This window comes from Escherichia sp. HH091_1A (genome assembly GCF_030295175.1).
GTDB classification, from domain to species: Bacteria; Pseudomonadota; Gammaproteobacteria; order Enterobacterales; family Enterobacteriaceae; genus Escherichia; species Escherichia coli_F.
The window spans coordinates 3,795,442-3,808,966 of the sequence record NZ_AP025747.1; the positions used below are offsets into that span (position 1 = coordinate 3,795,442).

12 protein-coding genes and 1 pseudogene are annotated in these 13,525 nt (G+C 52.0%); 6 read left to right on the forward strand and 7 right to left on the reverse strand.

What is annotated here, in order from left to right; genetic code table 11:
• The first annotated feature begins 43 nt into the window (after positions 1-43).
• The gene (gene yghB, locus QUF14_RS19070; RefSeq protein ID WP_000268419.1) at positions 44-703 is read left to right on the forward strand and encodes a DedA family general envelope maintenance protein YghB; all 660 of its coding nucleotides are present in this window, start codon (positions 44-46) and stop codon (positions 701-703) included.
• A gap of 39 nt (positions 704-742) precedes the next feature.
• Here the strand turns inward: yghB and yqhC are convergent, their stop codons facing one another.
• Positions 743-1,642, reverse strand: a complete 900-nt coding sequence (yqhC, locus tag QUF14_RS19075; protein ID WP_001332907.1) for a DNA-binding transcriptional regulator YqhC — start codon at positions 1,640-1,642, stop codon at positions 743-745.
• Positions 1,643-1,835: 193 nt separating this feature from the next.
• Here yqhC and yqhD point away from each other — a divergent pair, with 193 nt between their 5' ends.
• The 5 genes from yqhD (at position 1,836) to QUF14_RS19100 (ending at position 5,612) form a co-directional block, all read left to right on the forward strand.
• Positions 1,836-2,999: an alcohol dehydrogenase gene (gene yqhD, locus QUF14_RS19080; RefSeq protein WP_001058802.1), complete on the forward strand. Its 1,164-nt coding sequence runs from the start codon at positions 1,836-1,838 to the stop codon at positions 2,997-2,999.
• Between the two features lie 104 nt (positions 3,000-3,103).
• A complete protein-coding gene (gene dkgA / locus QUF14_RS19085) occupies positions 3,104-3,931 on the forward strand; it encodes a 2,5-didehydrogluconate reductase DkgA (RefSeq protein WP_000013132.1) in 828 nt (275 codons plus the stop codon).
• Between the two features lie 199 nt (positions 3,932-4,130).
• On the forward strand, positions 4,131-5,057 hold the full coding sequence (locus QUF14_RS19090; RefSeq protein ID WP_000691637.1) for a YqhG/Tai3 family protein: 927 nt from the start codon (positions 4,131-4,133) through the stop codon (positions 5,055-5,057).
• A 49-nt stretch (positions 5,058-5,106) separates the two neighbouring features.
• On the forward strand, positions 5,107-5,364 hold the full coding sequence (yqhH, locus tag QUF14_RS19095) for a lipoprotein YqhH (RefSeq protein ID WP_000848528.1): 258 nt from the start codon (positions 5,107-5,109) through the stop codon (positions 5,362-5,364).
• A gap of 17 nt (positions 5,365-5,381) precedes the next feature.
• Positions 5,382-5,612 carry an LPP leucine zipper domain-containing protein gene (locus QUF14_RS19100; RefSeq protein WP_001037461.1) on the forward strand — a complete coding sequence of 77 codons (231 nt, stop codon included), beginning with the start codon at positions 5,382-5,384 and terminating at the stop codon, positions 5,610-5,612.
• A 38-nt stretch (positions 5,613-5,650) separates the two neighbouring features.
• On the opposite strand, the gene QUF14_RS19105 is transcribed toward QUF14_RS19100, so the two are convergent.
• From QUF14_RS19105 to QUF14_RS19125, 6 genes and pseudogenes are all read right to left on the reverse strand, one after another.
• Positions 5,651-7,870 (reverse strand): YgiQ family radical SAM protein, encoded by a 2,220-nt coding sequence (locus QUF14_RS19105; protein ID WP_000095176.1) that lies wholly within the window; start codon positions 7,868-7,870, stop codon positions 5,651-5,653.
• 109 nt (positions 7,871-7,979) lie between these two features.
• Positions 7,980-9,392 (reverse strand): cell division protein FtsP, encoded by a 1,413-nt coding sequence (ftsP, locus tag QUF14_RS19110; protein WP_000059405.1) that lies wholly within the window; start codon positions 9,390-9,392, stop codon positions 7,980-7,982.
• A 74-nt stretch (positions 9,393-9,466) separates the two neighbouring features.
• On the reverse strand, positions 9,467-10,204 hold the full coding sequence (gene plsC, locus QUF14_RS19115; protein ID WP_000965712.1) for a 1-acylglycerol-3-phosphate O-acyltransferase: 738 nt from the start codon (positions 10,202-10,204) through the stop codon (positions 9,467-9,469).
• Positions 10,205-10,437: 233 nt separating this feature from the next.
• Positions 10,438-12,696 (reverse strand): DNA topoisomerase IV subunit A, encoded by a 2,259-nt coding sequence (parC, locus tag QUF14_RS19120; protein ID WP_001281881.1) that lies wholly within the window; start codon positions 12,694-12,696, stop codon positions 10,438-10,440.
• A gap of 140 nt (positions 12,697-12,836) precedes the next feature.
• Positions 12,837-12,905, reverse strand: a pseudogene (locus tag QUF14_RS29085) (hypothetical protein); the annotation flags it as partial.
• 128 nt (positions 12,906-13,033) lie between these two features.
• A complete protein-coding gene (locus QUF14_RS19125; RefSeq protein WP_000793821.1) occupies positions 13,034-13,516 on the reverse strand; it encodes an AraC family transcriptional regulator in 483 nt (160 codons plus the stop codon).
• Between the last annotated feature and the right edge of the window lie 9 nt (positions 13,517-13,525).

Genomic DNA, 13,525 nt, shown 5'->3' on the forward strand with positions numbered 1-13,525 from the left:
AATAGGCAGATAAAGGCTTAAACGCTGTTCCACAGGAAAGTCCATGGCTGTTATTCAAGATATCATCGCTGCGCTCTGGCAACACGACTTTGCCGCGCTGGCGGATCCTCATATTGTTAGCGTTGTTTACTTTGTCATGTTTGCCACGCTGTTTTTAGAAAACGGCCTGCTGCCCGCCTCATTTTTGCCAGGCGACAGCTTGTTGATACTGGCAGGCGCATTGATTGCTCAGGGGGTTATGGATTTTCTGCCAACGATTGCGATTCTGACCGCCGCAGCAAGTTTGGGCTGCTGGTTAAGTTATATTCAGGGGCGCTGGTTAGGGAATACTAAAACGGTGAAAGGCTGGCTGGCACAGCTTCCTGCCAAATATCACCAGCGTGCTACCTGTATGTTTGACCGTCACGGTCTGCTGGCGCTGCTGGCTGGACGTTTTCTCGCATTTGTCCGTACGCTGTTGCCAACCATGGCGGGTATTTCCGGTCTGCCAAACCGCCGCTTCCAGTTTTTCAACTGGCTAAGCGGATTGCTGTGGGTCAGCGTAGTAACTAGTTTCGGCTATGCCTTAAGCATGATTCCGTTCGTTAAACGGCATGAAGATCAGGTAATGACATTCCTGATGATCCTGCCGATTGCCTTGTTAACTGCAGGCTTGTTAGGCACGCTGTTTGTGGTGATTAAAAAGAAATACTGTAACGCCTGACAATTTCCCCCGTTCCCGGTTGCGGTACCGGGAACGCATTTAACTCCCCTGCATCGCCCGCATTCTTGCCGCATCCTCCCCCGGTGTCACACCAAAGTAACGTTTAAACTCACGGCTAAATTGCGACGCGCTTTCGTAGCCGACGCGCATCGCTGCTGCACTGGCCTTCATGCCGTCGTGGATAATCATCATCCGCGCCTTATGCAGACGGTAATTCTTCAAATACTGCAACGGCGAGGTGCTAGTGACAGACTTAAAATTATGGTGGAACGCCGATACGCTCATGTTGGCTTCTGCCGCCAGTTGCTCGACGCTCAGGTTTTCGGTGTATTTATTCTCAATTCGTTTCAGCACTCGACTAATCAGGCTGAAGTGAGTCTGGCGACTCACCAGCGCCAGTAACGCGCCGCCGCAAGGTCCGGTCAGCACGTAGTAAAGAATTTCGCGAATGATCTGTTTGCCGAGAATACGCGCATCCAGCGGTCGCTCCATCACGTCGAGTAACCGCTCCGCCGCGCATAAAATCTCTTCTGATAACGTGGCAGAGTTAATCCCGCTGGCTGCCATCGACGGCCGAAAATGCTCATCTTCGCCAATGTCCATCAACAGCTCTTGTAACTGCAAAACATCGACATTGAGACGCAACCCTGCCAGCGGTACCTCTGACGTGGCATAAGTTTCGCACTCAAACGGCAACGGCACCGTCAGCAGCAGATATTCATTGGCATCATAACGAAACACGCGTTCATTGATATAACCGATTTTATGCCCGGAAAAGAGAATTATGATGCCAGGCTCGTACATTACCGGCGTACGTGCGAAAGGCGTCTCGCCATACAACAAACGCACATCGGGCAATAGCTCTGACAAACTATTTTCTTTATTTTTCAGTTTATTAACTTTACCCGCCAGCAAGCGGCAAATCTCTTCACGTTTCATATCGCGTAATTTCTTAGGAATAATGCGGCAATTTGATTGTGCGCAATTTTGTCGCATTTCTCCAGCACTCTGGAGAAATAGGCAAGACATTGGCAGAAATGAGCATTGAGAGGTACGGCGCTGGCGACCACAATGAAAAACATCAGGCAGACCGATCTCTGCCCTCATATTGACCCAGCAAAGGGAGCAAGTAATGAACAACTTTAATCTGCACACCCCAACCCGCATTCTTTTTGGTAAAGGCGCAATCGCTGGTTTACGCGAACAAATTCCTCACGATGCTCGCGTATTGATTACCTACGGCGGCGGCAGCGTGAAAAAAACCGGCGTTCTCGATCAAGTTCTGGATGCCCTGAAAGGCATGGACGTGCTGGAATTTGGCGGTATTGAGCCAAACCCGGCTTATGAAACGCTGATGAACGCCGTGAAACTGGTTCGCGAACAGAAAGTAACCTTCCTGCTGGCGGTTGGCGGCGGTTCTGTACTGGACGGCACCAAATTTATCGCTGCGGCGGCTAACTATCCAGAAAATATCGATCCGTGGCACATTCTGCAAACGGGCGGTAAAGAGATTAAAAGCGCTATCCCGATGGGCTGTGTGCTGACGCTGCCAGCGACCGGTTCAGAATCCAACGCAGGTGCGGTCATCTCCCGTAAAACTACAGGCGACAAGCAGGCGTTCCATTCTGCCCATGTTCAGCCGGTATTTGCCGTGCTCGATCCGGTTTATACCTACACTCTGCCGCCGCGTCAGGTGGCTAACGGTGTAGTGGATGCCTTTGTGCACACCGTGGAACAGTATGTTACCAAACCGGTTGATGCCAAAATTCAGGACCGTTTCGCAGAAGGCATTTTGCTGACGCTGATCGAAGATGGTCCGAAAGCCCTGAAAGAGCCAGAAAACTACGATGTACGCGCCAACGTTATGTGGGCGGCGACTCAGGCGCTGAACGGTTTAATTGGCGCAGGTGTACCCCAGGATTGGGCAACGCATATGCTGGGCCACGAACTGACTGCGATGCACGGTCTGGATCACGCGCAAACGCTGGCTATCGTCCTGCCTGCACTGTGGAATGAGAAACGCGACACTAAACGCGCTAAACTGCTGCAATATGCTGAACGCGTCTGGAACATCACAGAAGGTTCTGACGATGAGCGTATTGACGCCGCGATTGCCGCAACCCGCAATTTCTTTGAGCAATTAGGCGTGCCGACCCACCTCTCCGACTACGGTCTGGACGGCAGCTCCATCCCGGCTTTGTTGAAAAAACTGGAAGAGCACGGTATGACCCAACTGGGCGAAAATCATGACATTACGCTGGATGTCAGCCGCCGCATATACGAAGCCGCCCGCTAAGCTTTTTACGCCTCAAACTTTCGTTTTCGGGCATTTCGTCCAGACTTAAGTTCACAACACCTCACCGGAGCCTGCTCCGGTGAGTTCATATAAAGGAGGAACGTATGGCTAATCCAACCGTTATTAAGCTACAGGATGGCAATGTCATGCCCCAGTTGGGACTGGGCGTCTGGCAAGCAAGTAATGAGGAAGTAATCACTGCCATTCAAAAAGCGTTAGACGTGGGTTATCGCTCGATTGATACCGCCGCGGCCTATAAGAACGAAGAAGGTGTCGGCAAAGCCCTGAAAAATGCCTCAGTTAACAGAGAAGAACTGTTCATCACCACTAAACTGTGGAACGACGACCACAAGAGCCCCCGCGAAGCCCTGCTCGACAGCCTGAAAAAACTCCAGCTTGATTATGTCGACCTTTACTTAATGCACTGGCCCGTTCCTGCTATCGACCATTATGTCGAAGCATGGAAGGGCATGATCGAATTGCAAAAAGAGGGCTTAATCAAAAGCATCGGCGTGTGCAACTTCCAGATCCACCACCTGCAACGCCTGATTGATGAAACTGGCGTGACGCCGGTGATAAACCAGATTGAACTCCACCCGCTGATGCAGCAACGCCAGCTTCACGCCTGGAACGCGACACACAAAATCCAGACCGAATCCTGGAGCCCATTAGCGCAAGGAGGGAAAGGCGTTTTCGATCAGAAAGTCATTCGCGATCTGGCAGATAAATACGGCAAAACCCCGGCGCAGATTGTTATCCGCTGGCATCTGGATAACGGCCTGGTGGTGATCCCGAAATCGGTCACACCTTCACGTATTGCCGAAAACTTTGATGTCTGGGATTTCCGTCTCGACAAAGACGAGCTAGGTGAAATTGCCAAACTCGACCAGGGCAAACGCCTCGGCCCCGATCCCGACCAGTTCGGCGGCTAACGCGCAAATTCTTCCGGTGGCGGTAATGTTCCGCTACCGGACTTTTCAGAAATCATTTATTCCCCTCGCGTCACGCCCATTGTTACTCTTCCTTGTTCAGGAACGCCAAATATAAGGGCATCATCATGCAGAGCCGGAAGCTCTTAAAGGAACAACTCATTTACATCCGGGATGAACGCAACGGAGAGGTGAAAAACAGATGAAAATAATACTTCTGTTTTTAGCAGCCCTGGCAAGTTTTACCGTACACGCGCAGCCTCCTTCACAGACCGTAGAACAAACAGTCCGGCAGATTTATCAGAACTATAAATCAGATGCCAGTACGCCTTATTTTGGTGAAACCGGAGAGCGAGCGATAACTTCTGCGCGTATTCAACAGGCGCTTACCCTGAACGACAATCTTACGCTGCCGGGCAATATTGGCTGGCTGGATTATGATCCAGTTTGTGATTGTCAGGATTTTGGCGATCTGGTGTTAGAAAGCGTAGCGATAACCCAACCTGACGCCGATCATGCCGATGCCGTTGTGCGCTTTCGTATCTTTAAAGACGATAAAGAAAAGACCACGCAGACACTGAAAATGGTGGCGGAAAATGGTCGTTGGGTCATTGACGATATTGTCAGCAATCATGGCAGCGTCTTACAAGCAGTTAATAGCGAGAATGAAAAAACGCTGGTAGCTATAGCTTCGTTGCAAAAAGAACAGCCGGAAGCCTTTGTTGCCGAACTCTTTGAACATATTGCTGATTATAGCTGGCCGTGGACGTGGGTGGTTTCCGACTCTTACCGCCAGGCGGTCAATGCCTTCTATAAAACCACCTTCAAGACTGCCAACAATCCCGATGAAGATATGCAAATAGAACGGCAATTTATTTACGACAATCCGATCTGTTTTGGCGAAGAGTCGCTATTTTCACGCGTTGATGAAATCCGTGTCCTGGAGAAAACCACCGATTCCGCCCGCATTCATGTTCGTTTTACGCTGACCAATGGCAACAACGAAGAGCAAGAACTGGTTTTACAGCGGCGCGAAGGTAAGTGGGAAATCGCTGATTTTATCCGCCCGAACAGCGGCAGCCTACTTAAGCAAATTGAGGCAAAAACCGCCGCCAGATTAAAGCAATAGCTGAATTAAATAACAATTAGTCGGAACAATAAATAAAAGGGAATACTATATGAAAACGATTTTCACCGTGGGGGCTGTTGTTCTGGCAACCTGCTTGCTCAGCGGCTGCGTCAATGAGCAAAAGGTCAATCAGCTGGCGAGCAACGTACAGACGTTAAATGCCAAAATTGCCCGACTTGAGCAGGATATGAAAGCATTACGCCCGCAAATCTATGCGGCAAAATCCGAAGCTAACAGAGCCAATACGCGCCTTGACGCCCAGGACTATTTCGATTGCCTGCGCTGCTTACGTATGTATGCGGAATGACGGTTCTGGAATTCATAATGAACAAACTTATCTTATCCATTCCGCTGGCGCTGTGTCTTGCTGGCTGTACCAGCAATGCCAAAATTGAACACCTGGAACATGATATTCAGGCATTGAATAACAAAATTAATCAACTGCAACAGGATATTGACGCCCTGCGTCCGGAAATTCAGCAAGTTAAAGACGAAACAGCAAGAGCGCATTACCGCTTAGACGTTCGTAACAGTCCTTATAAACCAAGGTTATAAATTTCCCGGCAGCATCATTGCTGCCGGGCACATTTCACTTAACGACCTGCCACCGCTTTAGGGCGTTTCTTCGCGCCAGCATTCACCGGGCGAGATGGCGTAGACGACGCTTTTTTTGCCGTAGCAGGTGTCTGACGCAGGGTCGCCATCGGCGTATGTTTAGTCAACGCCGGACGGGTATTGCGGTTCTGACGGCGGGCTTCGCGCATCTCTTCAATGGTTGGCGCAGGCACTAAGCAATCACGACGGCTGCCAATCAGATGCTTTTTACCCATCGCTTCCAGCGCCTGACGGATTAACGGCCAGTTTGCCGGATCGTGGTAACGCAGCAACGCTTTATGCAAACGACGCTGCTTGTCACCCTTCGGCACGAAGACGTCTTCACTCTTATAACCGATCTTCGCCAGCGGGTTTTTCCCGGTGTAATACATGGTGGTTGAGTTAGCCAACGGCGACGGGTAGAAGTTCTGTACCTGATCGAGACGGAAGCGATGCTTTTTCAGCCACAGCGCCAGATTCACCATATCTTCATCACGCGTACCGGGGTGCGCGGAGATGAAATAGGGGATCAGATACTGCTCTTTACCTGCCTGTTTCGAGTAAGTATCGAACAGCTCTTTAAAGCGGTCATAGCTGCCCATGCCCGGCTTCATCATCTTCGACAACGGCCCTTCTTCGGTATGTTCCGGAGCAATCTTCAGATAACCGCCGACGTGATGGGTCGCCAACTCTTTGATATAGCGCGGATCTTCCACGGCGATGTCATAACGTACGCCTGAGGCGATGAGGATTTTTTTAATGCCTTTCAGATCACGCGCACGGCGATAGAGGTTGATCGTCGGTTCGTGGTTAGTGTCCATGTGCGGACAAATATCCGGATAAACGCACGACAAACGACGGCAGGTTTGCTCAGCGCGTGGCGATTTGCAGCGCAACATATACATGTTGGCAGTTGGCCCACCGAGATCGGAAATTACGCCCGTAAAACCTGGAACGGTGTCGCGGATCGCTTCGATCTCATTAATGATCGAATCTTCCGAACGGCTCTGAATAATGCGCCCTTCGTGCTCGGTAATAGAGCAGAAAGAGCAGCCGCCAAAGCAGCCACGCATAATGTTGACCGAGAAACGGATCATTTCGTAAGCCGGAATACGGGCATTGCCATAGGCCGGATGCGGCACGCGCTTGTACGGCAGCGCAAAAACGCTGTCCATCTCTTCGGTAGAAAGCGGGATAGCAGGCGGGTTGATCCACACATAGCGGTCGCCGTGTTTTTGCATCAATGCGCGGGCGCAGCCAGGGTTGGTTTCGTGGTGCAGAATGCGCGAAGCATGGGCGTACAGCACTTTATCGCCCTTCACTTTCTCGAAAGAAGGCAGCAATACGTAGGTTTTTTCCCACGGTTTCGGGCGCGGCGGCTGCACGGTTACGGCTTTCGCTTCCTGCTTTTTCGGCGCAACAGGTTTGTTATCCGCGCACGGCAGATCTTCGCCATACGGATGCGGGATCGGGTCGATTTTCCCTGGGGTATCGAGACGGGTGGAATCCACGCCGCTCCAGCCTGGCAACGCCTCTTTTACGATAATCGCAGTATTACGCACATCGCGGATTTCACTAATCGGCTCACCCATCGCCAGACGATGCGCCACTTCCACCAGCGGACGCTCACCGTTACCGAACATCAGCATGTCGGCTTTGGAATCCACCAGCACGGAACGGCGCACGGTATCAGACCAGTAATCATAATGCGCGGTACGACGCAAACTAGCCTCAATACCGCCGAGGATCACCGGCACATCTTTCCACGCCTCTTTACAACGTTGGGTGTAAACCAGTGTGGCGCGATCCGGGCGCTTACCCGCAACGTTATCCGGCGTGTAGGCATCGTCATGACGTAAACGGCGATCGGCAGTATAGCGGTTGATCATCGAGTCCATGTTGCCAGCAGTAACACCGAAAAACAGATTCGGTTTACCCAGACGCATAAAGTCGTCTTTGCTGCTCCAGTCTGGCTGGGCGATGATCCCGACACGGAAGCCCTGCGCTTCCAGCATACGACCGCAAATCGCCATCCCGAAGCTTGGGTGATCGACATACGCGTCGCCAGTAACCAAAATGATGTCGCAGCTATCCCAGCCAAGTTGATCCATCTCTTCACGAGACATCGGCAAAAACGGTGCCGGTCCAAAACAGGCGGCCCAGTACTGCGGCCAGGAGAACAGGTCGCGATCCGGTTGGATCAGGGAGATAGAGCTCATTTTGCTTCCAGAAATGGTAAAAAAATAATCAAAGGCCGGGGATTATAAGCCGGAACGAAAGAGAAATCGAAAAGTATTCCATACTCGCCCTCTCGGGCGAATATGGCGATTACGGTACCGGATTGACCAACAGTTGCCCAATCGAGCCACGGTCCGCCATTTCCAGCGTCTGACTGTTGAAGTAGAACGGGAAGTGCGCCCAGGAAGGCTGACCGAAATAAACAAGCAGCTCCACTTGTCCGTCAACCCAAACGGTATCTTTCCAGCCTCTGTCTTCCGGGAACGGCATCGCGCCATTCACGTTACGGATCTGGAACATCACGCCTTCAATATGGAACGCTTGCGGCTCGTCCGCGCGTACCGTCCAGCGTTCCCACGTTCCTTGCTGCGCGGTGACATCAATACGGTTGACGTCCCACAGCTGCCCATTGATACCCGGGTCATCACCCAGACTGATATCGCGACTGCGAATCGGCGAACCGGCCATAATTTCAGTTGGCAGCAGGCGCATCGGCAGGCTGTCAGTAACCAGCGGCAGTAGCCCGGTCGGGCGCAACGTGAGCACCAGCGTAGAAACCAGAATGCTGGATGGCTCAAAGAAGCCACGAATACGATCAACAATGCTCGCCGCTTCGCCACAGGTGATCGACACTTCATCACCGTTGCTCATATCCACCAGAATCTCGCGGCGCTCGCCCGGTGCCAGCGAAAGTTGCTTCACCGATACAGGAGCAGGCAAGAATCCCTGATCGCCAGAAATCACATGTAACGGGCGACCATCGCTCATCTGTAGTTGATAGCGACGAGAGTTCGACGCGTTCAACAGACGCAAGCGCACCCAGCCACGCGAGACTTCAACGTACGGGCTTTGTACACCGTTGACCAGCAGCGTATCTCCAACAAAGCCGCCGCTTCCCGGTTCGTTGTATTCTGGCGTACCAAAGTTATCCAGCCGTTTATCCTGGATAATGACCGGAAAATCATCCACACCATAATGGTTGGGGATAGGCAGCGACTTGCTGACTTCATCTTCCACCAGCCACATTCCGGCAAGGCCATTATAGACCTGCTGAGCCGTGCGATTGGGGGTATTAGCGTGATACCACAATGTCGCTGCGTTCTGGCGAATGGGTAATACGGGTGCCCAGTCAGCGTTTGGCGACATCATCCGTGCCGGACCGCCCATCAGCGGGCCAGGCACCTGTAAACCAGACACCGTCATTGAGACATTTTCTGTCAGGCGGTTACTGTAGATCAGCTTAACATCATCGCCCTTCCAGACGCGGATAGTCGGCCCCAGGTAACGACCATTGATTCCCCAGACCGATGCGCGTGTCCCTGGCGTAAATGACCAGTGCGCACGTTGTACAGTCATAAACAGCGGTTGCCCACGGCGAGATTCAAGCAGCGGCGGAACGGGTAGCGGTTGCTGTTGCCCGGCTGCGCTGGCCTTCAGGGGAACAGCGCCTGCACAAAGTGCAATCCCCGATGCCTGAATGAACTGACGCCGACTGAGTGACATATTTGCTCCATGTAAAACTGGCTAAAGTAATACCGTGCAGGAAAGTGTTCCCCGCAAAAATACAGATTGCCGACTTAAACTTTTCCGGCGGCTTCGCGCTCTGCGACTTCTTTATCGAGCTCAGCGATTTTTTGTTCCATTATCGAACGACAATGGGCAGCCAACTCGCGAACCTGATCTTTGCCATACTGACTGACGTCAATTGGCGGCAGCATTTCGACAATCACCAGACCGTTGTGTAGCCGATTAAGATTAATCTTATTCGAAGTTGTAGAGACGCACACGGGAATAATCGGGACGCCTGCCGCAATTGCCGCGTGAAATGCTCCGGTCTTGAACGGCAGCAGGCCGCGACCACGGCTGCGGGTACCTTCCGGGAACATCCAGATGGAAATACGGCGTTTTTTGAAGTGATTCACTACTTCTGCAATGGTGCCGTGAGCTTTAGTGCGGTTATTTCTGTCGATCAATAAGTTGCCGGTTAGCCAGTACAACTGACCAAAGAAGGGGATCCACAGCAAACTCTTTTTACCTACCGTCACCGTCGGCGGTTGCACGATGTTCGATGCTGTCACCATGTCATAGTTGTTCTGGTGGTTAGCAATATAAATAGCATTGCCGTAGCTTTCAGCATCTGCAGGTTTGCGACACTCAACTTTCAGGCCGAACAGCGGCGCAAGACGACCAAACATATGCCCAAAGGTGGCTACATGTTTCGGGTTACGCGGGCTGAAAAGGCAGTAAATGGAGCCGAATACACAGACTAAGATGCTGTAAATCACGGTAATAATAAGACGAAAGATATATAGCATAACACCCTCTGAAGGTCTGAGAGACTGGCATTGTACGTCACCTGAAATCAGGTTAGGGCATTGTTAAAAGCCGCTCTCTGGAAAAGCGTATTGTTAATCGCAACGCATGAATAAACAACGGTTTCAAGGGAATTTTTATCGTTTCCGGGGGTGGAATATGCTGCCGGATGACGACTTAACGTTTCATCCGGCGTTCCTTGCAAGCGGGAGGAAGCAATACCCTCCCCGGCATACTACTCTTCGCTATCGCCGCTGCTGGCGCGGCGAGGAGAGTCGATCTCGACACGATCGATACGCTGCAAACCGCGCATCAACGTACCGCGGCGTCCACGTTCGCCAGTGACTTTCTGTAGCTCTTCCGGACGCAGTTTAATTTTGCGTTTCCCAACATGAATGGTCAGCGTGCTTTGCGGCGGCAGAACGTACAGTTGCGCCAGACCATCTTCTCCACGCGCGGCTTCTGCCGATGGAATGTTGATAATCTTGTTGCCTTTGCCCTTCGACAGCTGCGGCAGATCGCTTACCGGGAACATCAACATACGGCCTGCCTGAGTGATTGCCAGCAGCATATCAGAAGCGTCCTCAATCACCACAGGCGGCATAACATGGGCATTTTCCGGTAAAGTGATTAAGGCCTTACCTGCACGGTTACGCGCCACCAGATCGTTAAAGGTGCAGACGAAACCGTAACCCGCATCGGAAGCCATCAACAGTTTCTGATCGTCGCTTTCCATCAGCATATGGTCAACGGTCGCCCCAGGCGGCAACGTCAATTTGCCGGTGAGCGGCTCGCCCTGACCACGTGCCGACGGCAGCGTAATCGGGTCGATAGCATAGCTACGACCGGTGGAGTCAACAAACACTACCGGTTGGTTGCTCTTACCTTTCACCGCTGCTTTGAAACTATCACCCGCTTTATAATTCAGGCCCGGCGCGTCGATGTCATGGCCTTTAGCGCTGCGTACCCAGCCCATCTGCGACAGCACAATGGTGACAGGTTCAGACGGCAACATGTCGTGCTCGCTCATCGCTTTCGCTTCTTCGCGTTCCTGCAACGGCGAACGACGATCGTCACCATAAGCTTGCGCGTCTGCCTGCAGTTCTTTCTTCAGCAGGTTATTCATTTTACGCTCGGACGCCAGAATGCCTTGCAACTGGTCGCGCTCTTTTTCCAGCTCACTCTGCTCACCGCGAATCTTCATCTCTTCCAGTTTGGCGAGATGACGCAGTTTCAGTTCGAGGATCGCTTCCGCCTGAGTTTCCGTGAGGCCAAAGCGCGACATCAGCGCCGGTTTCGGTTCATCTTCATTGCGAATGATCTCAATCACTTCGTCGATATTGAGAAACGCCACCAGCAAACCTTCCAGAATATGCAGGCGCTTGAGGACTTTCTCCAGACGATAGTTCAGTCGGCGGCGCACGGTATCGCGGCGGAACACCAGCCATTCGGAAAGGATTTCCAGCAGGTTTTTCACCGCCGGACGCCCATCCAGACCGATCATATTGAGGTTAATACGATAGCTCTTTTCCAGATCGGTGGTTGCGAAGAGGTGGTTCATCACCTGATCCATATCCACACGGTTGGAACGCGGCACAATCACCAGACGGGTCGGATTCTCGTGGTCAGATTCATCGCGCAGATCGTCAACCATCGGCAGCTTTTTGTTGCGCATTTGCGCAGCAATTTGCTCCAGTACACGCGCACCTGAAACCTGATGCGGCAATGCGCTGATAACCACCGCACCGTCTTCTTTCTTCCACACCGCGCGCATACGCACAGAACCGCGACCATTTTCGTAGATTTTACGGATCTCGGCACGCGAGGTGATGATTTCCGCTTCAGTCGGATAATCCGGCCCCTGCACGATATCCAGCAGCTGGTCGAGCGTGGTTTTCGGCTGGTCGATTAACGCGATTGCTGCCTGAGCCACTTCACGCAGGTTATGCGGTGGAATATCGGTCGCCATACCGACTGCAATACCGGTGGTGCCGTTAAGCAAAATGTTTGGCAGACGGGCAGGCAGCATTTTCGGCTCCTGCAAAGTGCCGTCGAAGTTTGGCACCCAGTCAGCCGTCCCCTGCCCCAGCTCGCTCAATAGCAGCTCGGAATATTTCGACAACCGGGATTCGGTGTAACGCATTGCTGCGAACGATTTCGGATCGTCCGGCGCGCCCCAGTTCCCCTGACCATCAACCAGCGGATAACGGTAAGAGAACGGCTGTGCCATCAGGACCATGGCTTCATAACAGGCGCTATCACCGTGCGGATGGTATTTACCCAGTACGTCACCGACGGTACGGGCCGATTTTTTAAATTTGGCGCTGGCATTTAGTCCCAGTTCAGACATCGCATACACAATGCGGCGCTGAACAGGTTTCAGACCATCACCAATAAACGGCAACGCACGGTCCATGATTACGTACATGGAGTAATTTAAGTAGGCGTTTTCCGTAAATTCATGTAGCGCAAGGCGCTCTGCCATATCGCTCATTAATTCTGATTCCTCAACTTATTCGCCAGCCTTCAAAGGGGCAATATTGCCGGAGATACTACATTATCTGCCGCGTCGAGTCACAGGAGATCAGCGTGAATAGCGCCGCCGGACGTGCTCCGACGGCGATAAAGGCACCAATGTGCCTTTATATACAACTCTTTGCTGTAGACATAATCCTGAGGATTATGCAGCGGAAAACCGCCAATGGCGGTTTCTGTGTGGAAGGACAAAATCCTGTGCCGTCAGAGTCTGAGCGGACAACATTACGCCTGTGGCATCGTTAACTTAAACTGATAGCGAGTGATTTGACTCACACTCCGGTAAAGATTCTTCATCACGCCAACGGCACATAAACATCCGTTTCCAGTCGCTGCTCTGTTACCCCTTCGGCAAGATTGGTGTAGTGAAACAGAATCGGTGCTTTACGCATTTTCTCGCCGCTTGCAGGCAGCCAGTGGCGAATGATGCCCCATACCGTATGTGAAATATCGTCCAGCTCGCCAACGTGGCGGGCCACGGCATAACGTCCACCGGTAAGTTCACCATTACTCACGCCATAACGATTATCGGGAATCGGTTCGTTAACGCTGCCGCAGATATCAAAGCGAAACGCTTCCGGTACGGTGGTGGCAGGGTCATCCCAGGCGACACCAAAAGTCTGGCTTTGGTTAACAGGAGAAAGCCCCGTTTCTTTACGCCACATGATAAATTTCGCCACGCTGTAGTTGAGCAATTCAGGGCTACAGCGATGTGGCAACATCGCCACAGGGATTGATGGGAAATCGATAATATTTACATCCAGTGTCAGGTTTTTCATTTTGCCTCC